Genomic DNA, 19597 nt, shown 5'->3' with positions numbered 1-19597 from the left:
GCAGCAGCATGTCGATCGACGTCAACAACGAGTCCGGCACCGAGGTCGACGAGCAGGCGATCCTCGACATCGCCCGCTACGCGCTCGCGCGGATGCGCATCCACCCGCTCTCCGAGCTCTCGGTGATCGTCGTGGACGCCGACGCCATGGAGCAGCTGCACGTCCAGTGGATGGACCTGCCGGGTCCCACGGATGTCATGTCCTTTCCCATGGACGAGCTGCGTCCGCCGTCGAAGGACGAGGACGAGCCCCCGCAGGGCCTCCTCGGCGACATCGTGCTGTGTCCCGAGGTCGCCAAGAAGCAGGGCGACGAGGCGCCGACGCAGCACTCCATGGACGAGGAGCTCCAGCTCCTCACCGTCCACGGGGTGCTGCACCTCCTCGGCTACGACCACGAGGAGCCGGACGAGAAGGCCGAGATGTTCGGCCTGCAGGCGGCCATCGTGGACGGCTGGCGCGCGGAGAGGGGCCTGACCGGCCCGTCCCCGGCCCCGACCGTGTCATGAGTGCGCAGATCGTCGCGGGCGCGATCGCCCTGGTCGTCGTGGCGTGGCTCGCCGCCTGCGCGGAGGCGGGCCTCGCGCGTGTCTCCAGCTTCCGCGCCGAGGAGGCCGTGCGCTCCGGCCGGCGCGGCAGTGCGAAGCTCGCCCAGGTCGCGGCCGACCCGACCCGCTATCTGAACGTCGCGCTGCTGGTCCGTGTCGCCTGCGAGATGGCGGCCGCGGCCCTGGTGACGTACGCCTGCCTGCAGGAGTTCCCGGGCACCACCCGTGCCCTGCTGGTGGCGATCGCCGTGATGGTCCTGGTGTCGTACGTCGCCGTCGGCGTCTCGCCGCGCACCATCGGCCGCCAGCATCCGCTGAACACGGCGACGGTGGCGGCCTACGTGCTGCTGCCGCTGGCCCGGATCATGGGCCCGGTCCCGAACCTGCTGATCCTCATCGGCAACGCGCTCACCCCGGGCAAGGGCTTCCGCCGCGGGCCGTTCGCCTCCGAGGCGGAGCTCAGGGCGCTGGTCGACCTCGCGGAGAAGGAGTCGCTGATCGAGGACGAGGAGCGCCGCATGGTGCACTCGGTCTTCGAGCTCGGCGACACCCTGGTGCGGGAGGTCATGGTCCCGCGCACCGACCTGGTCGTCATCGAGCGCTACAAGACGATCCGCCAGGCCCTCACCCTCGCGCTGCGCTCGGGCTTCTCGCGCATACCGGTCACCGGTGAGAGCGAGGACGACATCGTCGGGATCGTGTACCTGAAGGACCTGGCCCGCAAGACGCACATCAGCCGCGACGCCGAGTCGGAGCTCGTCTCGACGGCCATGCGCCCGGCCGCCTTCGTGCCCGACACCAAGAACGCCGGCGATCTGCTGCGCGAGATGCAGCGGGAGCGCAACCACGTCGCCGTCGTCATCGACGAGTACGGCGGCACGGCCGGCATCGTCACCATCGAGGACATCCTCGAGGAGATCGTCGGCGAGATCACCGACGAGTACGACCGTGAACTGCCGCCCGTGGAGGACCTCGGCGAGGACCGCTACCGGGTCACCGCCCGCCTCGGCATCACCGACCTCGGGGAGCTGTACGGCCTCGAGGAGTTCGACGACGAGGACGTGGAGACGGTCGGCGGCCTGCTCGCCAAGGCCCTCGGCCGTGTGCCCATCGCCGAGGCGTCCTCGGTGGTCGAACTGCCCGACGGCCGCGAGCTGCGCCTGACCGCCGAGGCCGCGTCGGGCCGCCGCAACAAGATCGTGACCGTGCTGGTGGAGCCGCTGGCCCCACCGGGCCCGTCCGAGGAGGAGGCGAAGGAGGAGTGAGCCCCGAGGAACTGCGCGAGCTGTGCCTGTCCTTCAACGCCGCGGTGGAGGACTTCCCGTTCACCCCGGAGACCTCGGTCTTCAAGGTGCTGGGCAAGATGTTCGCCCTGAGCCGGCTCGACGGCAGGCCGCTCACCGTGAACCTCAAGTGCGAGCCGGAGGACGCGGTGCGGCTGCGTACCGACCACCCCGGCCTGATCGTCCCCGGCTATCACATGAACAAGCGGCACTGGAACACCGTCACCGTCGACGGCACGCTGCCGGACCGGCTGGTCCGGGAGCTGGTGGAGGACTCCTACGACCTGGTGGTGGCCGGTCTGCCGCGGGCGGAGCGGCTGCGGCTCGACCGCCCCTGAGCGCGCCTGCGCCGCCGCGGCGACCGCCGTGGCCGCGGTCGGCCCGCCTGCCGCCACCTCCGGGAGGCGACCGGCCGCCGGGCCGGCGCGGGGCGGAGCACCCCGTGGCCGGATGGCAGCCCCGGGGCTCCGTATGCTCGGCTCATGACCGACAGCAGCACGCTTGACCCCGAGGACCGCAAGATCGTCACCCTGGCCCGTTCCGCGCGGGCCCGCAACGCCGTGCCCGAGGGTGCGGCCGTACGGGACGAGACGGGGCGTACGTACGTCGCAGGGACCGTCGATCTTCCGTCGCTGAAGCTGAGCGCGCTGCGGGCGGCGGTCGCGATGGCGGTGGCCTCGGGGGCGAAGTCCCTGGAGGCGGCGGCCGTGGTGACCGAGGCCGGGTCGGCCGCGGACGAGGACCGGGCCGCGGTGGCGGACCTGGGCGGTCCGCGCACCCCGGTGCTGGTGGCCGGGGCGGACGGAACGGTCCGGGACACCGTCACTGCGGGTTGAGAACCGGCCGCTTCAGAGTCGTCCGGAATTCATCCTTGCCGTTTCTCCGCCCCGCGCGCATCAATGGAACCGGTGGTTCTGACGGCTCGTCAGTTCTGATCTGGCACCCCACCCGGCGTACCGCACCGCGCCCCCGACGGGCCGTCCGGACCGCTCCCGACCATCCCCACATGGCAATTCCCAGACACGGGAAGGGAACCGGATCCCCATGAGAGCCAGACGAATCAGCACCGGTGCGGCCATGGCGGTGGGGGCCCTCGCGGCCGCCTCGCTCGCGTTCGCCCCCAGCGCCCTCGCCGTGACGCCCCAGTCCGCGACGATCACCGCCGACTGCGGCGCCTTCGGCGGGGGCGACGCCACACTCACGGCCACCCAGGACGGCACGTCGGCGACGCTCACCCTCACGTCGTCCGCGATCACTGCTCCGATCGCCCTCTCGGCGAACTCGATCACCTCCACCCTCACCATGGCGAACGGCGCGACCGGCGGCACCGACACGTTCAGCGGCACGCGGAACCCGGCCATGGCGGCCGGCGACCCGGTCACCGTCGGGCCCCTCTCGGGCACCGTCGCCCCCGGTGACAGCCTGGACGCCTACGGCGGCTCGCTGAAGATGACCGTCTTCGGCATCACCATCACCTGCACCGCGACGGCTCCGCAGTCCCCCGGGCCCTTCGTCTTCGACTGACATCCACAGTCCGCACGCAGCCGATGGGCCGTCAGTTCCCGCCACCCGCACGGGAATTGACGGCCCATCACTTCATTTCGGCGCCTCCATTGACTTCTCACGCGATCCACACATCAATGCCCCCAGTGAGCGCACAGAGAAGGGGGCACTCCATGGGTCCGACCACCCGAAGACGCCGCTGGGCGTCTCTGCTCGGGGCGACCGCGCTCGCGGTCACCGCGGGCGGCGCGCTGGCCTGTCCGGCCGGCGCCGCCACGAACGTGGACTTCGCCACGCACTGCATCCCGCCCGCGGTCGCGGGCATCCCGCCGATCGACGGCACCACCACGGCCTCCGTCGCGGTGGACAACACCAGCCCGAAGGTCGGCGACACCGTCACCGTGACCTACACGGTCGCCAAGCCCGCCGCCGGCAACCCCACCGCCGTCGCCCTGCCGGCCGACATCATGACGCCCACCGGCAAGGTCACCCTCGGGGGCGCCCAGACGGGCTCCGTCACGGTCGCCGGCCCGAAGAAGAACGATCCGGTGCCGGGCAACGGCGCCTTCCCGTCGTTCTCCATGACCGGCACCTTCAAGGTCACCGGCGCCGGCTCCATCACCCTCTCGCCCGGCGACTACAACATCCACACCAGCTACATCCTGGAGCTGGACACCCCGTGCACGGTGACCGACCCGCCCGCGCCGACGTCCGAGACGATCACGGCGACGGACTCCACCCCGGTCAACAACCGGGCCATCCAGCTCGGCAAGGCCTCCGGCGCGCCCGGTGACAGCGTCACCGTCAGCGGCAGCGGCTTCACCGCCGGCGCCACGGTGACCCTCGCCGGACGCTCCGGGAGCAACCAGACCGCGGACCGGGCCACCGTCACCGCCGGCGGCGACGGGAAGATCAGCGGTTCCCTCACCGTCAACGACAGGACGACGACCGGGATCGTGGCCTACGAGGGCAGCGCGTGGAGCGACGCCCTGGGCGCCGGGCCCGCCGTCTACACCGTCACCGACAACACCCCCGTCCCGGACGGCAGCCAGAAGCTGACGACCACCGTGAAGGCCGGGACCCTCTCCATGTCCCAGGCCGGGGACGCCGTCGCGCTGTCGGCGGTCGACTTCGGCAGGGGCGGGGCCTCGACCGGCGCGCTGCAGACGGTCACCGTCAAGGACTTCCGCGGCGGACCGGCCGGCTGGTCGCTCACCGGCAAGGTCACCGACTTCACCGGACCCGGCGCCACGATCGATGCCGGGAAGCTGAGCTGGACCCCCGCCTGCGCCACCAAGGCGGGCAGCCCCAGTACCTGCGAGGCCGGCTCGGCGGGCACCGTGGGCTCCTCGGGGGCGACGCTCGCCTCCACCGCCGACGGCACGCTCACCGGCGGCGAGTTCACCGCGGACGCCCGGCTCTCCCTGGACGTACCGGCGTTCACGCCTCCCGGCTCCTACTCCGGCGTCCTCACCCTCACGCTCAGCTGACCGTACGGGCGTCCGCACCCGCCCGTCCCACACCTCGTCCACGTGGGGGCCGCACCCATGCGCACGCTGTACGCCCTGCTCCTGACGCTCTTCCTGACCGGCCTGACCGCGCCCGCGCACGCCGCGGACAACGGCAGCTGGTCCGTGTACCCGGTCTCCTCCGAGATCGCCGCACGCCCGTACTTCTACCTCTCCGCCGACCCCGGCGCGACGATCGAGGACAGGGTCGTCGTCGCCAACAAGACCGGCGGGCCCCTCACCTTCCGGCTCTACGCCGCCGACGCCTACAACACCCCGCGCGACGGCGGGTTCGCGGTGCGGACCGCGCAGGAGCGGCAGCGCGGCTTCGGTGCCTGGGCGCGGCCCGCGAAGTCCCGGGTGACCGTACCGGCACACGGCAGGGTCACCGTGCCCTTCACCCTGCGGGTGCCCGAGGGCGCCGAACCCGGCGACCACGCGGGCGCGCTGGTGGCGCTCGACGAGCGGATCGAGAAGGGAGACGGCTCACTGGCGCTCGGGGTGCGGCGCGCCGTGGCCGCCCGCGTCTACCTCCGCGTCGGCGGCCCGACCGTGCCCGCGATCGCCGTGGAGAACGTCCATGTCGTCCACCACCAGCCCCTCCTCCCCGGCCTCGGCGACAGCACGGCGACGGTGTCCTACACCCTGCACAACACCGGCAACGTCACCCTGGACCCCAGGGTGGAACTGCGCGCGAAGGGCCTGTTCGGCCGCACACTCCTCGCCCGCGACCTGACCCGCGTACCCTCCGAACTGCTGCCCGGCCAGCGCGTCCGCCTCACCGAACCGTGGCGCGGCGCACCCCGACTCGACTGGGGAAAGGTGGAGTTGACGGCGAGCGCGGAGCACACCCGGGCCTCGGCGAGCGCGTCCTTCCTCGCCGTGCCGTGGGCGGTGGCCGTGGCCCTGCTGCTGGTGGCGGTGGCCGCCGGGGCCGTCCTGGCGGTCAGAGCGCGTCGGGGCCGCGGTCGCCGGTCCGTACCCGTACGACCGTCTCGACCGGCACGGCCCACACCTTCCCGTCCCCGATCTTCCCCGTCCGCGCGGCCCTGACGATCGCGTCGATCACGGCCTCGCAGTCCGGATCCTCGACGACGACCTCGATGCGGGCCTTGGGGACCAGGTCGACCTGGTACTCGGCGCCGCGGTACACCTCGGTGTGGCCGCGCTGGCGGCCGTACCCGCTGGCCTCGGTCACGGTCAGGCCGTGCACCCCCAGTTCCCGCAGCGCGGTCTTCACCTCGTCGAGGCGGTAGGGCTTGACGATCGCGGTGATGAGCTTCATGCCTGGGTCTTGGCCTTCTGAGCGGGGGAGAGGACGGAGGAGCCGACCGGGGCGCCGTGGCCCAGGACGCCGTGATCGTATGCCGTCTCGGCGTGCACCGTAAGGTCCAGGCCGCCCTGCTCGTGCTCCTCGCTCGCCCGGAAGCCCATCGTCCTGTCGATGACCTTGCCCAGGCCGTACGTCACGAGGAAGGCGTACGCGGCCACGGCCAGCACGCCGACCAGCTGCTTGCCCAGCTGGGCGAGCCCGCCGCCGTAGAGGAGACCCTCCGTGCCGCCGGTCATCGCCTTCTGGGCGAAGACGCCGATCAGCAGCGTGCCGATGACGCCGCCGATGAGGTGGACGCCGACGACGTCCAGCGAGTCGTCGTAGTTGAGCCGGAACTTCCAGCTCACCGCGTACGAGCAGACGACACCGGCGGCGAGGCCGACCACCAGCGCGCCGAGCAGCGAGACCGAGCCGCAGGACGGGGTGATCGCGACCAGGCCCGCGACCGCGCCGGAGGCGGCGCCCAGGGTGGTGGGGTGGCCGTCGCGCTTCTGCTCCACGAACAGCCAGCCGAGCAGGCCGGTGCAGCCGGCGGCGAGGGTGTTGAGGAAGGCGGCCGCGGCGAGGCCGTTGGCGCCGAGGGCCGAACCCGCGTTGAAGCCGAACCAGCCGAACCAGAGCAGACCCGCGCCCGTCATCACCATGGGCAGGTTGTGCGGGCGCATCGCGTCCTTCTTGAAACCGAGCCGCGGGCCCAGGACCAGGCAGAGCGCCAGCCCCGAGGCGCCGGAGGTGATCTCGACCGGCATGCCGCCGGCGAAGTCGAGCGCGCCGAGACGGTCCAGCACCCAGCCGCCCGGGCCCCACACCCAGTGCGCCACGGGAACGTATACGAGCAGCGCCCAGACGGGTACGAAGACCAGCCAGGCGGAGAACCTCGCCCGGTCCGCGATCGCCCCGCTGACCAGCGCGGCCGTGATGATCGCGAAGGTCAGCTGGAAGGTCGCGAACAGCAGCGTGGGCACGGTGCCGTGCAGGCTGCCCGGGCCGATGCCGGCCATCCCCGCGTGCCGCAGGCCGCCGATGAGCCCGCCGCCGATGTCGTCGCCGAAGGCGAGCGAGTAGCCGCCGGCCAGCCAGACCACCGTGACCAGGGCGATCGACACGAAGCTCATCATCAGCATGTTCAGGACACTCTTCGTGCGGACCATGCCGCCGTAGAAGAGGGCCAGGCCCGGGGTCATCAGCAGGACCAGGGCGGTGGCGGCGAGCAGCCAGGCGGTGTCGCCGGTGTCGGCGTGCGGGGCGGCGAGCGTCACGGGCGTCTCCGTCGGGGTGGGGGCGGGTCCCCTCGGGGCGGGGGCTCGTCGAAGCGTCACCGGCCCGCGTTTCCGGTTGTGCACGGGTGTGTTTCCGTGGTGTTTCGTTGCGTGAGGGTTTCGGAAAGCTCACCGCGGCGGGGGCGCGCGGGGCGTGGTACGGCGGGGCCCGGTGGATCAGGGAGAATGAGGGGCATGAGCGTTCGTACCCAGTCATCCGAAGCGTCCGGCGAGACCGTCCACCGGGCCGGCTTCGCCTGCTTCGTCGGCCGCCCCAACGCCGGCAAGTCCACCCTCACGAACGCTCTGGTCGGGCAGAAGGTGGCGATCACCGCCAACCAGCCGCAGACGACCCGGCACACCGTGCGGGGCATCGTCCACCGGGAGGACGCGCAGCTCATCCTGGTCGACACCCCGGGGCTGCACAAGCCGCGGACGCTCCTGGGGGAGCGGCTGAACGACGTCGTGCGCACCACGTGGGCCGAGGTGGACGTCATCGGCTTCTGCCTGCCTGCCGACCAGAAGATCGGGCCCGGCGACCGGTTCATCGCCAAGGAGCTCGCCGGGATCAGGAAGACGCCGAAGGTGGCGATCGTCACCAAGACCGACCTGGTCGACTCCAAGGCCCTCGCCGAGCAGCTGATCGCGGTCGACCGGCTCGGCAAGGAACTCGGGTTCGAGTGGGCGGAGATCGTGCCGGTGTCGGCGGTGGGGGACAAGCAGGTGAGCCTGCTCGCCGACCTGCTGATCCCGCTGCTTCCCGAGGGGCCGGCGCTCTACCCGGAGGGTGACCTCACGGACGAGCCCGAACTCGTCATGGTGGCCGAGCTGATCCGGGAGGCGGCGCTGGAGGGTGTGCGCGACGAGCTGCCGCACTCCATCGCGGTCGTGGTCGAGGAGATGCTGCCGCGCGAGGACCGCCCCGCGGACCGCCCGCTCCTCGACATCCACGCCAACCTTTTCATCGAGCGCTCCAGCCAGAAGGGCATCGTCATCGGCCCCAAGGGCAAGCGGCTGAAGGACGTCGGGATCAAGTCCCGCAAGCAGATCGAGGCGCTGCTCGGCACGCCGGTCTTCCTCGACCTGCATGTGAAGGTGGCGAAGGACTGGCAGCGCGACCCCAAGCAGCTACGGCGTCTCGGCTTCTGACGGGCTCAGGTCCTGCAGGCCCACCACCCGCAGCAGCCGCAGCCGCTCGTAGGACTCCGTGCCCGGGCGGGCCGTGTGGACGACCAGCCGCTGGTTGTGGTCGGAGTTGACCAGGACCTCGCAGTCGAGTTCGAGGGTGCCGACCACGGGGTGCCGGAAGCGCTTGGTCGAGGCGCGCCGGACGGCGACCCCGTGCTCGTCCCAGAGACGGGCGAACTCCTCGCTCCCGGCGCGCAGCTCGGCGGCCAGCGCGGCCGGTTCCGGGTCCCCGGGACGGGCCGCCGCCACCGCGCGCAGGTCGGCCACCTGCTCGCGTGCGCGCTCGGGGCGGTCCTCGGGCGGCAGGAGCTCCCGGGCCGCGGGGTCCAGGAAGAAGCGGCGCAGCATGTTGCGCCAGCGCGGCGGGCGGGCGAGGGCGTCCCCGCTCAGCGCCCGCGACATCGCGTTCTGGGCGAGCACCTCGCCGCAGTCGGTCACCACCAGCGCCGGGCAGTCGTGCAGCCGGTCCAGGACCAGCAGGAGCCCCGGGCGCACATGTGTGCTCGTCGCCGTACGGCGTGGCGGTTCCTCGCCCGTGAGGTGGAAGAGGTGGTCGCGCTCGTCCTGGGTCAGCCGCAGCGCGCGGGCCAGGGCGGAGAGCATCTGGCGCGAGGGGCGCGGGCCCCGGGACTGCTCCAGCCGCGTGTAGTAGTCCACGGACATGCCGGCCAGCTGGGCCACCTCCTCGCGGCGCAGCCCGGGCGTACGGCGGCGGGCCCCGGCCGTGAGGCCCACGTCGGCGGGGTCCAGGCGGGCCCGGCCGCGACGCAGGAAGTCGGCGAGTTCGGCTCGGTTCACCTCTCCAGGGTGCGGGAGGCCGGCCGGCTTATCCAGGGACTGCCGATCCCCTGACGAAGGGGTCTCTCCCGCCCGGCGTCCGGTCCGCCGAGGCTGGTCACCGACGACAGGAGATCCAGTGCGTGAGGAGCACAGCATGCTGACTTTGGTGACCGGTACGACGGGGCAGGTCGGGCGGCGCTTCGTGCCGAGGCTGCTGGCGCAGCGGCAGCCGGGGGAGCAGGTGCGCGTCCTGGTGCGGGACGCGGCCCGCGGCGAGCGGTTCGCGGAGCTGGGCGCGCAGGTGGCCGTGGGGGACCTGCGCGAGGAGGAGACGCTCGGCAAGGCGCTCGCCGGAGTGGACGCCGTCGTGAACGTCGCGGCCTCCTTCCGCGGCGTGCCCGACGAGGAGGCGTGGACCGTCAACCGGGACGCGGCGGTGGCGCTGGGGCGGGCCGCGCAGAACGCCGGAGTGGCGCGCTTCGTCCAGGTGAGCACGGGCAACGTCTACGGCACCGGACGGGGACGCCCGCTGACCGAGGAGGACGAGAGCCGGCCGGGCGGCCGGATGTGGGGCGCCTACCCCGAGTCGAAGGCCGAGGCCGAGCGTGAACTGCTCGCGATGGAGGGCCTGGACGTCCGCATCGGCCGGCTCCCCTTCGTCTACGGCGAGGGCGACCCGCACCTCGCCGACGTCATGGCCTGGGCCCCGAGGTGGGCGCCGCACCAGCGCCTGCAGATGGCCCATCACGCGGACGTCGCCCAGGGCCTGATGCGGCTGCTGTACGCCCCGGGCATCGCCGGCCGGATCTACAACATCGCCGACGACGCCCCCGTCACCACGGTCGAGCTGTACGGGCTCAACGGCGTGGAGGTGCCCGACGCGCTGTACGGGAACACGGACCCCGACCCGTGGCACGGGATCATGTCCAACCGGCGCATCCGCCGGGAACTGGGCTTCCGGCCCATCTACCCGAGCGTCTGGACGGCCCGGGACGCCGGCGCGCTGTAGCCGAGGGGCCTCACTCCACGCCCCTGATCCGCCCCACCAGCACCGCCCCCGCCAGACCGATCACGGCCGCCACCAGGTACAGCACCCGGTAGCCGCCCAGGTACGTCACGATCGGCGCGGCGAGGGCGGGCGCCGCGACCTGCGGCAGGGCGTTGGCCACGTTGATCACGCCCAGGTCCTTGCCGCGGTCCAGGGCCTTCGGCAGGACGTCCGTCATCAGCGCGAAGTCCACGGAGGTGAACACCCCGAAGCCGACGCCGAGGACCGCCGCCGCGACCACCGCGCCGGGCCAGGTCTGCCAGCCCGCCAGCGCGGCCGTCGCCGCCGCCATCAGCACGCCCGACCAGATCACGAACGGCTTGCGGCGTCCGGTGCGGTCCGACCACACGCCGCCCACGACGACCGTGGCGAGCAGGGTCACGCCGTTGACGGCCGTCAGGACCAGCACGCCCCGGTCCGGGTCGCCGTAGTGCAGCCGGTCCCGCAGGTAGTACAGCAGGTACAGCAGGACGAGGGCGTTGCTGAGGTTGATCAGGAAGCGGGTCAGCCAGGCCCAGCCCAGGTCCGGATACCGCCGCGGGCTCAGCCGGAACCCGGCCAGGAAGCTGCGCCACGACCAGGGCGGCCGGTCCGCCGGTGCCAGCCGCAGGTCCTCGTACCGGACGACGTACGGCACCACGCCCACCACGGTGAACACCGCGCACGCCGCGTACCCGGCCCCGACGCCGCCGGCCACCGTCGCCAGTCCCGTCCCGCCGACCACCCCGAGGATCTGGGCGGCGCCCAGCCAGCCGCCCACCGACCCCCGCTGCAGCCGGGGCACCCGGTCCGGCACCGCCGCCGTCACCGCCGCGAACGCCGCGTTGAGGGTGAGCTGGACCAGGCACCAGCCCGCCGCCATCGTCCACACCCCGCCCGCGCCCGCGAGCAGCAGCAGCGACAGGGCGCCGCCCGCCGCCCCGGCCACGATCCACGGCGTACGGCGGCCCCGGCGGGAGGTGGTGCGGTCCGAGAGCGCGCCGAAGAAGGGGTTGGCGGCCAGCGACACCGCGGCGCCGGCGCCCGTCACCCAGGCCAGCATCGTCTCCTTGGACATGCCGGAGCCCGGAGCGAAGTCCTTCGCCTGGGAGGCCAGCAGGATCTGCAGCGGGCCGTACCAGCCCACCCAGATCGCCCCGTTGGCGAGCGCGAGCGAGGCCGTCCAGCCCCGTCCGACCGGTGTGACGGGCTCGGCGAGCGCCGCCGGGGCCGCCCGCTCCAGGGAGGTCATCTCTGCGCCCGCAGCACGTCCCGCAGCCAGGCGTACGACGCCTTCGGCGTGCGCTCCTGGGTCGCGAAGTCCACGTGCACGAGCCCGAACCGGCGCGCGTAGCCCTCCGCCCACTCGAAGTTGTCCAGCAGCGACCACACGAAGTAGCCGCGCACGTCGACGCCCGCCTGAAGCGCCCGGTGCAGGGCGCGGAGATGGCCGTCGAGGTAGGCGATCCGGTCCTGGTCGTCGATGCCCTCGTAACTGCAGCCGTTCTCGGTGATGACGACCGGCGGCAGGCGGTCGCCGTAACGGTCGCGGAAGCCGGTGAGCAGTTCGGTCAGGCCCTCGGGGACGACGGGCCAGCCGAAGTCCGTGACCGGGACGCCCTCGATCCGCCGGACCGAGAAGGGGAGATCGGCGGGGATGGTGAGGCCGCCGAACTCGATGTCCGCGCCCTGCGGGGCGCCCACCCGGGTCGGCGCGTAGTAGTTGACGCCGTACCAGTCGACCGGCTCCGAGATGACCTTCAGGTCGGACTCGACGTCGCCCGGCATCAGCTCGCCCAGCCCCTCCGGATACCGGCCCAGCAGCAGGGGGTCGGCGAACAGCCGGTTGAGCAGCAGGTCGTAGAAGTCCGCCGCCTCCACGTCCGCCGGCTCCCGGGAGGCCGGCCAGGTCGGGCCGTGCGAGTTGGCGATCCCGATGTCCGTGGCGCCGGCCGCGCGCAGGGCCCGTACCGCCAGGCCGTGGGCGAGCAGCTGGTGGTGGGCGACCGGGAGCGCGTCGAACATCAGCCGCCTGCCCGGCGCGTGCGCGCCCAGCGCGTGGCCGAGCAGGGTGTGTTCCGCGGGTTCGTTGAGGGTGATCCACTTGTGCACCCGGTCGCCGAGCCGCTCGGCGACCGCCGAGACGTACTCCGCGAACCGGGCCGCGGTGTCCCGCTCCAGCCAGTCCAGCGTGACCGGCAGGTCCCAGTGGAAGAGGGTCGCGACGGGCCGTACGCCCGCCGCGCACAGCTCGTCCACGAGCCGGTCGTAGAACTCCAGGCCGCCCTCGGAGCGCACCCGCGGCCAGGAGACCGAAAAGCGGTACGCGTTGACACCGAGGCCGGCCAGCAGGGCCACGTCCTCGCGGTAGCGGTGGTAGTGGTCGCAGGCCACCGCCGCCGTGGAACCGTCCTTCACCCGTCCCGGCCCGTCCGTGAAGGCGTCCCACACGGACGGCTCGCGCTCGTCCGCCGCGCCCTCGATCTGATGGGCCGAGGTCGACACGCCCCACAGGAACCCGGCCGGGAAACGGGGCATCGCCTTCGCCGCGCCGAACGCTTCAGTCGCCATGCGCGGATCATCCTTACCTCCGGTAACGGAAGTCAACGCCCGCGCATGGACGACCTGTTGGCCGAGCTCAGGCTCCTTCCTTCAGCACCTTGGAGACCAGCGTCCGCTGCTCCTCGGTGAGCTGGGGATCCGCGGCGTAGAACGTCCTGCCGTCCACGGTGATCTCGTAGCTGAACCCGTCCGGAACACCGGCCGGGGGCTTGCTGTGGCCCCCGGCCACGGCCTGCTCGGCCAGGGCGTGCCACTCCCCGGCGTCGGGCCGTGTCGAGGTGTCCACCTCCGCCTGCCGCTCGATGCCCGCGAATCCGCCCGTGCGCCTCACTCGAATACGCATGGGTCCGTGTCTAGTACGGAACTACGAGGTCCGCACCCCGACCTGCTCCCAGGCCTTCAGGACGGCCTGAAGTTCATCCCCCTCGCTGAAACGGGCCCTCGCCGCCGCGACCGTGAGCTTGGCGAAGTCCGCGAACAGGGCGTCCTTCTTCAGCTCGCCGCCGGTCAGGACGTCGTACCAGACCTGCCCCGCCTTCTCCCAGGCGTGGCCGCCCAGGGCCGCGGCGGCCAGGTAGAAGGCGTGGTTGGGGATGCCGGAGTTGATGTGCACGCCGCCGTTGTCGCGGCCGGTGCGCACGAAGTCGTCCATCGTGGCGGGCTGCGGGTCCTTGCCGAGGACGTCGTCGTCGTACGCCGTGCCCGGCGCCTTCATGGAGCGCAGCGCCTTGCCGGTGACGCGCGGGGCGAGCAGTCCCGCGCCGATGAGCCAGTCGGCCTCGGCGGCGGTCTGGCCCAGCGTGTACTGCTTGATCAGCGAGCCGAAGACGTCGGACAGCGACTCGTTCAGGGCGCCGGGCTGGCCGAAGTAGGTGAGGTTGGCCGTGTACTGGGTGACGCCGTGGGTGAGCTCGTGGCCGATGACGTCGATCGGGATGGTGAAGTCGAGGAAGATCTGGCCGTCACCGTCGCCGAACACCATCTGCTCGCCGTTCCAGAAGGCGTTGTTGTAGTCGTTGTCGAAGTGGACCGTCGCGTCGAGCGGCAGGCCGCCGCCGTCGATCGAGTGGCGCTCGTACGCCTTCAGATACAGCTCGAAGGTGGCGCCGAGGCCCGCGTAGGCGCGGTTGACGGTGGCGTCCCTGCCCGGCTCCGAGCCCTCCTGGCGGACCTTCCTGCCCGGCAGGTCCGTGTGGTGGCGGGCGTCGTAGACGGTGCGGTGCGGCTGGTCGGCCGCGGCGCCTGCGGGCGGGGCGACGGCCGGGGCGCCGATGACCGTGGTCATCCGGCGGTGGGTGCGCTCGTAGGCGTCGTGCTCCAGTGTCCTGCGCGCGCTCGCGGCGAGCGCGGGGTCCTCGTGCTGGGCCAGCCTGTCGAGGATGTGCGGAGGTACGACGGTGCAGAAGACGGGCTCGAAGCCCCCGTTGGTCTTCATCATGCCCGGAACCATTGCACTGCGTCATTTCGCTGTCACTACCCGCAACCATGATTGGTGAAATATGGGGACAGCCGTCCGCACGCTCCGTGACGAAGTGGTATGGCGCACGTTTTGCCCGATTCATGAGACGGGTCCCGCATACTGATACGGCGCCCCGCGTCCGAAGGGGCTCGGCTAGCATGCGGAGCATCATGCGTTTCGGGCTGCTTCTTCTTAGCTGCCGCGGCGAGGGCCTGTAGTCCAGGTCGACTCCCTCCCCGCGGAGCTTCGCGTTGCGTCGTCGGCCGTCCTTCCGGACACCTCGAGGAGCCCCGCAATCATGGCGAACCGCCAGCAGCCCAGCACCATGCCGATCCACAAGTACGGCCGTTACGAGCAGGTCGACATCCCGGACCGCACCTGGCCGGACCGGCGGATCACCGTCGCCCCCCGCTGGCTCTCCACCGACCTGCGCGACGGCAACCAGGCCCTGATCGACCCGATGTCGCCCGAGCGCAAGCGCCGGATGTTCGACCAGCTGGTCAAGATGGGCTACAAGGAGATCGAGGTCGGCTTCCCCGCCTCCGGCCAGACCGACTTCGACTTCGTGCGCTCCATCGTCGAGGAGGAGGGCGCGATCCCCGACGACGTCACCATCTCCGTACTGACGCAGGCCCGCGAGGACCTGATCGAGCGGACCGTGGAGTCGCTGAAGGGCGCCAGGCGCGCCAACGTCCACCTGTACAACGCCACCGCGCCGGTCTTCCGCCGGGTCGTCTTCCGTGGCTCCAAGGACGACATCAAGCAGATCGCCGTCGACGGCACGCGCCTGGTGATGGAGTACGCGGAGAAGCTGCTGGGCCCCGAGGCTGACGGTACGACGTTCGGCTACCAGTACAGCCCCGAGATCTTCACCGACACCGAGCTGGACTTCGCGCTGGAGGTCTGCGAGGCGGTCATGGACGTCTACCAGCCGGGCCCGGGCCGCGAGATCATCCTCAACCTGCCCGCCACGGTGGAGCGTTCCACCCCCTCCACGCACGCGGACCGCTTCGAGTGGATGCACCGCAACCTCTCGCGCCGTGAGCACGTCGTGCTGTCGGTCCACCCGCACAACGACCGCGGCACCGCCGTCGCCGCCGCCGAGCTGGCCGTGATGGCCGGCGCCGACCGCGTCGAGGGCTGCCTGTTCGGGCAGGGCGAGCGCACCGGCAACGTCGACCTGGTCACCCTGGGCATGAACCTGTTCTCGCAGGGCGTCGACCCGCAGATCGACTTCTCCGACATCGACGAGATCCGCCGCGTGTGGGAGTACTGCAACCAGATGGAGGTCCACCCGCGTCACCCGTACGTGGGAGACCTGGTCTACACGTCCTTCTCCGGCTCCCACCAGGACGCCATCAAGAAGGGCTTCGACGCGATGGAGGCCGACGCGGCCGCCAAGGGCGTCACCGTCGACGACATCGAGTGGGCGGTGCCGTACCTGCCGATCGACCCCAAGGACGTCGGCCGCTCCTACGAGGCCGTCATCCGCGTCAACTCGCAGTCCGGCAAGGGCGGCATCGCCTACGTCCTGAAGAACGACCACAAGCTGGACCTGCCGCGCCGGATGCAGATCGAGTTCTCCAAGCTGATCCAGGCCAAGACGGACGCCGAGGGCGGCGAGATCACCGGCGCCGACATCTGGGCGGTCTTCCAGGACGAGTACCTGCCGAACCCCGAGAACCCCTGGGGCCGGATCCAGGTCAACAACGGCCAGTCGACCACCGACACCGACGGTGTGGACACCCTCACGGTGGAGGCGACCGTCGACGGCGCCGACACCGTCCTGACCGGCTCCGGCAACGGTCCGATCTCGGCCTTCTTCGACGCGCTGCAGTCCGTCGGCATCGACGTACGCCTGCTGGACTACCAGGAGCACACGATGAGCGAGGGCGCCTCCGCACAGGCCGCCTCCTACATCGAGTGCGCGATCGACGGCAAGGTCCTGTGGGGCATCGGGATCGACGCGAACACCACGCGTGCCTCGCTGAAGGCGGTCGTCTCCGCCGTCAACCGGGCCGCCCGCTGACGCTCCGACCGGGCCCTTCCGGCGCCCCGGCCGCCCTGCACGGCGGCCGGGGCGCCGTCGTTTATCGGCCATCTGTTCGTGGAGGTCACGGAAAGGTCTCGTCCGGGGTACTGACTACGGCTCACGGATGTGGCTAACATCACGCCAGTGCGGCGATGAGGCCGCGCGGTGAGGAGGTGCGACGTGCTGCCAGTACGGGGACGAAACGGCCGAGCCGCCAGGCCTGCGCGCTTGCTGGGCACCCGCACCGCGTGGACACCCGTCGGGGACGGCGAGTTCTTCTGCCCCGGCTGCGGAGGCGACCGCAACTACCAGCGCCTGACGGGCCACCGTCGCTTCGTCGTCCTGGGCGTGCCCGTGCTGCCGCGCGGCGAGACCGCGCCGGTCGTCGAATGCGCCGCCTGCCGCGCCCACTTCGGCACCGACGCCCTCGACCGCCCCACCACCATGCGGTTCTCCGCGATGCTCCGCGACGCCGTGCACACGGTCGCCCTCGCGGTGCTGACCGCGGGCGGCACCTGCTCGCGCACCGCCCTGGAGACCGCCGCCGGCGCGGTCCGGGCGGCGGGCTTCGACGACTGCACCGAGGAACAGCTCAGCGCGCTCGTCGAGGCGCTGGCCGCCGACACCGGCCGGATCTTCGGCGAGCCCAGCGGCGCCGGTCTCGCCATCGAGCTGCACGAGGCACTGGACCCGCTCGCCCCGCACCTGGCCGCCGTCGGCCGTGAGTCGGTGCTGCTCCAGGGGGCCCGGATCGCGCTCGCCGACGGGCCCTACACGCCCGCCGAGCGTGACGTCCTGAGCACGGTGGGGGCGGCCCTGACCATCTGCGCGGACGACGTGACGCGGCTGCTGGCGGCGGCGCGTACGCCGTCCTGATGCTTCCGCGTACTCCCGCGGGAGTAATGCCGCCGCGAGGCCGCCCGCGGCAGTAGCGCGCAACTCGCCCGCACGCCCGACGAAGCCGCCCCCGCGCGCCGGGAGTCTGGAGACGACCCAGACATCCCGACCGGAGGGAGGCCCGTCCATGGGGGCCGCAAGGACGCGAACAGGGGGGCGGCGTGCCGTGCCCTGGGTGGTGCTCGGCCTGTGGCTGGCGGCCCTGGTGCTCGCCGGACCGTTCGCCGGGAAGTTCGGCGACGTGCAGCAGAACCGGTCCGTCGACTATCTGCCCGACAGTGCCGACTCCACCCAAGTGGCCCGCATCCAGGACGAGTTGCCGGGCGGCCAGGCCACCGACCTGGTGCTCGTCTACCACCGCGACGGCGGCCTCACCGCCGCCGACCGGCGGAAGGCGGGCGCGCAGGTCGCCGAGATCGGGGCCAGGTACCCGCTGACGGACACGCCCAGGGCGGTGCCGTCGCGCGACGGCAGCACGCTCATGTACCCGGTCTCCAGCACCCGGCCCGGCCAGGACGACAAGGCGCGGGACGCCTTCGTCGACGGCGTGCGGGACATCGCCGACGGCGGTGCGGGGCTCAGCGCCGAGGTCGGCGGGCCGGGCGCACTCAACGCCGACATGAGCAAGGTGTTCGGCTCGATCGACGGCACGCTGCTCTACGCCACCCTCGGCGTCGTCACCGCCCTGCTGATCCTCATCTACCGCAGCCCCTTCCTGTGGCTGGTGCCCCTCGCCAGCGCCGGGGTCGCCGCCGGCCTGGCGATGGCCGCCGCGTACGGGCTGCACGAGGGCCTCGGCGTCACCATCACCGGCCAGAGCGGCGGTGTGATGACGGTGCTCGTCCTCGGCGCGGGCACCGACTACGCCCTGCTGCTGATCTCCCGCTACCGCGAGGAGCTGCGCCGCCACCAGCGCCCCTACGACGCCATGCGCGCGGCGCTGAAGGGCTGCGGCCCGGCCGTCCTCGCCTCCTCCGGCACCGTGGCCGCCGGACTGCTGTGCCTGCTCGCCGCCGACCTCAACAGCAGCAGCGGCATGGGCCCGGTCGGCGTGGTGGGCGTGCTCGCCGCGCTCGTCGCGATGCTCACCCTGCTGCCCGCCCTGCTGGTCCTGCTCGGCCGCCGTGTCTTCTGGCCGGTGATCCCGGCGTTCGGCAGCACGCCCAGGGCGCGGCGGTCGCTGTTCGCGGCGATGGGCGGCTCCGCCGCCCGCCGCCCCGCCGCCGTGCTCACCCTCGGAGCCGTCCTGCTCGGCGCGCTCGCCCTGGGCGCGCTCAGCCTGCCCGGCACGCTCAAGCAGGAGGACGCCTTCACCAAGCGGCCCGAGTCGATCTCCGCGGGCCGCACCCTCGCCCGCGCCTACCCCGGGCGCAGCAGCCAGCCGATCACCGTCATCGCCCCCACCGCGAAGACCGGCGCCGTGCTGGCCGGGGCCCGCGGCACCGAGGGGGTCGCGCAGGCGGTGCCCGGCCGCAGCGGCTCCGGCTGGACGGAGATCTCCGTCTTCGCCACCGCCGCCCCCGAGTCGCCGGGCGAGACGCGGACCATCGAGGCCCTGCGCGCCGGGCTCGACGACACCTACGGCACCCACGTCGGCGGCCCCAGCGCCCAGCAGCTCGACCTGGCCGACAGCCAGGCCCGGGACCGCGACGTCGTCGTGCCGCTCGTGCTCGCCGCCGTGTTCGTGATCCTCGTGGGACTGCTGCGCAGTCTCGTGGCGCCGCTGATGCTGCTCGTCGCGGTGGTCGCCGTGTGGGGCGCCGCCCTCGGGATCGGCGGGCTGGTGTTCGGCCCGGTGCTCGGCTTCGCGGGCACCGACTCCGGGCTCGGCCTGCTCTCCTTCGTCTTCCTGGTGGCACTCGGCGTCGACTACGGCATCTTCCTGATGCACCGCATGCGCGAGGAGTCCCTCGCGGGCGGCGAACCGCAGACGGCGGCGCTCACCGCGCTGCGCACCACCGGCGGGGTCATCGCCTCCGCGGGCGTCGTCCTGGCCGCGACCTTCGCCGTGCTGACGACGCTGCCGCTGGTGGCGCTGGTCCAGCTCGGCTTCGTGATCGCGGTGGGCGTGCTGCTGGACACCTTCCTGGTGCGCACCTACCTGGTGACGACGGCGAGCGTGCTGCTGCGCCGGAAGGTGTGGTGGCCGGGGCGGCTGTCGCGGGAACCGCGGCCGGCGCGCTCCGAGCGGCAGCCCGAGCCGGTGTGATGCGCGGAAGAT

General features: G+C 72.4%; 19 protein-coding genes. 12 read left to right on the top strand and 7 right to left on the bottom strand.

Annotated features, from left to right (window positions below; genetic code table 11):
* The first annotated feature begins 8 nt into the window (after nt 1-8).
* The 7 genes from ybeY to ACJ9NR_RS13430 all read left to right on the top strand — a co-directional run bounded on the left by ybeY (nt 9) and on the right by ACJ9NR_RS13430 (nt 5892).
* Nucleotides 9-506: an rRNA maturation RNase YbeY gene (gene ybeY, locus ACJ9NR_RS13460; RefSeq protein WP_412487792.1), complete on the top strand. Its 498-nt coding sequence runs from the start codon at nt 9-11 to the stop codon at nt 504-506.
* Nucleotides 503-1810 carry a hemolysin family protein gene (locus ACJ9NR_RS13455; RefSeq protein WP_412487791.1) on the top strand — a complete coding sequence of 436 codons (1308 nt, stop codon included), beginning with the start codon at nt 503-505 and terminating at the stop codon, nt 1808-1810. Before ybeY ends, ACJ9NR_RS13455 begins: the two co-directional genes overlap by 4 nt.
* Nucleotides 1807-2166, top strand: a complete 360-nt coding sequence (locus ACJ9NR_RS13450) for an MmcQ/YjbR family DNA-binding protein (RefSeq protein ID WP_412487790.1) — start codon at nt 1807-1809, stop codon at nt 2164-2166. The genes ACJ9NR_RS13455 and ACJ9NR_RS13450 overlap by 4 nt, the downstream gene beginning before the upstream one ends.
* A gap of 144 nt (nt 2167-2310) precedes the next feature.
* Nucleotides 2311-2664 carry a cytidine deaminase gene (locus ACJ9NR_RS13445; protein WP_412487789.1) on the top strand — a complete coding sequence of 118 codons (354 nt, stop codon included), beginning with the start codon at nt 2311-2313 and terminating at the stop codon, nt 2662-2664.
* 208 nt (nt 2665-2872) lie between these two features.
* Nucleotides 2873-3352, top strand: coding sequence for a hypothetical protein (locus tag ACJ9NR_RS13440; RefSeq protein ID WP_412487788.1), 480 nt, complete (start codon nt 2873-2875; stop codon nt 3350-3352).
* Between the two features lie 152 nt (nt 3353-3504).
* On the top strand, nt 3505-4821 hold the full coding sequence (locus tag ACJ9NR_RS13435) for a beta-xylosidase (protein ID WP_412487787.1): 1317 nt from the start codon (nt 3505-3507) through the stop codon (nt 4819-4821).
* Nucleotides 4822-4878: 57 nt separating this feature from the next.
* Entirely contained in the window at nt 4879-5892 is a 1014-nt protein-coding gene (locus ACJ9NR_RS13430; protein WP_412487786.1) for a WxL protein peptidoglycan domain-containing protein, read from the top strand.
* On the opposite strand, the gene ACJ9NR_RS13425 is transcribed toward ACJ9NR_RS13430, so the two are convergent.
* Together ACJ9NR_RS13425 and ACJ9NR_RS13420 are read right to left on the bottom strand one after the other, a co-directional pair.
* A complete protein-coding gene (locus tag ACJ9NR_RS13425) occupies nt 5786-6124 on the bottom strand; it encodes a P-II family nitrogen regulator (RefSeq protein ID WP_412487785.1) in 339 nt (112 codons plus the stop codon). The genes ACJ9NR_RS13430 and ACJ9NR_RS13425 overlap by 107 nt on opposite strands.
* Nucleotides 6121-7431, bottom strand: coding sequence for an ammonium transporter (locus tag ACJ9NR_RS13420; RefSeq protein ID WP_412487784.1), 1311 nt, complete (start codon nt 7429-7431; stop codon nt 6121-6123). Before ACJ9NR_RS13420 ends, ACJ9NR_RS13425 begins: the two co-directional genes overlap by 4 nt.
* 195 nt (nt 7432-7626) lie before the next feature.
* Between ACJ9NR_RS13420 and era the strand changes: the two genes are divergently transcribed.
* Nucleotides 7627-8580, top strand: a complete 954-nt coding sequence (era, locus tag ACJ9NR_RS13415) for a GTPase Era (RefSeq protein WP_412487783.1) — start codon at nt 7627-7629, stop codon at nt 8578-8580.
* Here the strand turns inward: era and ACJ9NR_RS13410 are convergent.
* A complete protein-coding gene (locus ACJ9NR_RS13410; protein ID WP_412487782.1) occupies nt 8560-9417 on the bottom strand; it encodes a helix-turn-helix transcriptional regulator in 858 nt (285 codons plus the stop codon). The genes era and ACJ9NR_RS13410 overlap by 21 nt on opposite strands.
* A 136-nt stretch (nt 9418-9553) precedes the next feature.
* Between ACJ9NR_RS13410 and ACJ9NR_RS13405 the strand changes: the two genes are divergently transcribed.
* Nucleotides 9554-10408 (top strand): NAD-dependent epimerase/dehydratase family protein, encoded by an 855-nt coding sequence (locus ACJ9NR_RS13405; RefSeq protein WP_412487781.1) that lies wholly within the window; start codon nt 9554-9556, stop codon nt 10406-10408.
* Between the two features lie 10 nt (nt 10409-10418).
* Here the strand turns inward: ACJ9NR_RS13405 and ACJ9NR_RS13400 are convergent, their stop codons facing one another.
* The 4 genes from ACJ9NR_RS13400 to ACJ9NR_RS13385 form a co-directional block, all read right to left on the bottom strand.
* Nucleotides 10419-11678, bottom strand: coding sequence for an MFS transporter (locus tag ACJ9NR_RS13400; protein ID WP_412487780.1), 1260 nt, complete (start codon nt 11676-11678; stop codon nt 10419-10421).
* A complete protein-coding gene (locus ACJ9NR_RS13395; protein ID WP_412487779.1) occupies nt 11675-12997 on the bottom strand; it encodes a GH1 family beta-glucosidase in 1323 nt (440 codons plus the stop codon). The genes ACJ9NR_RS13400 and ACJ9NR_RS13395 overlap by 4 nt, the downstream gene beginning before the upstream one ends.
* A gap of 67 nt (nt 12998-13064) precedes the next feature.
* On the bottom strand, nt 13065-13331 hold the full coding sequence (locus ACJ9NR_RS13390) for a protealysin inhibitor emfourin (RefSeq protein ID WP_412487778.1): 267 nt from the start codon (nt 13329-13331) through the stop codon (nt 13065-13067).
* Nucleotides 13332-13352: 21 nt separating this feature from the next.
* Nucleotides 13353-14423, bottom strand: a complete 1071-nt coding sequence (locus ACJ9NR_RS13385; protein WP_412488822.1) for a M4 family metallopeptidase — start codon at nt 14421-14423, stop codon at nt 13353-13355.
* Nucleotides 14424-14745: 322 nt separating this feature from the next.
* Here ACJ9NR_RS13385 and leuA point away from each other — a divergent pair, with 322 nt between their 5' ends.
* From leuA to ACJ9NR_RS13370, 3 genes are all read left to right on the top strand, one after another.
* Nucleotides 14746-16476: a 2-isopropylmalate synthase gene (gene leuA / locus ACJ9NR_RS13380; protein WP_412487777.1), complete on the top strand. Its 1731-nt coding sequence runs from the start codon at nt 14746-14748 to the stop codon at nt 16474-16476.
* 183 nt (nt 16477-16659) lie between these two features.
* Nucleotides 16660-17355 carry a TerB family tellurite resistance protein gene (locus ACJ9NR_RS13375; RefSeq protein ID WP_412487776.1) on the top strand — a complete coding sequence of 232 codons (696 nt, stop codon included), beginning with the start codon at nt 16660-16662 and terminating at the stop codon, nt 17353-17355.
* A gap of 148 nt (nt 17356-17503) precedes the next feature.
* Nucleotides 17504-19585, top strand: a complete 2082-nt coding sequence (locus ACJ9NR_RS13370; RefSeq protein ID WP_412487775.1) for an MMPL family transporter — start codon at nt 17504-17506, stop codon at nt 19583-19585.
* Nucleotides 19586-19597 lie beyond the last annotated feature (12 nt).

The organism is Streptomyces sediminimaris, assembly GCF_047049295.1.
GTDB lineage: Bacteria > Actinomycetota > Actinomycetes > Streptomycetales > Streptomycetaceae > Streptomyces > Streptomyces sediminimaris.
The sequence above is the reverse complement of the archived record's forward strand: the minus strand, read 5'-3'. Positions and strand labels throughout refer to the sequence as shown.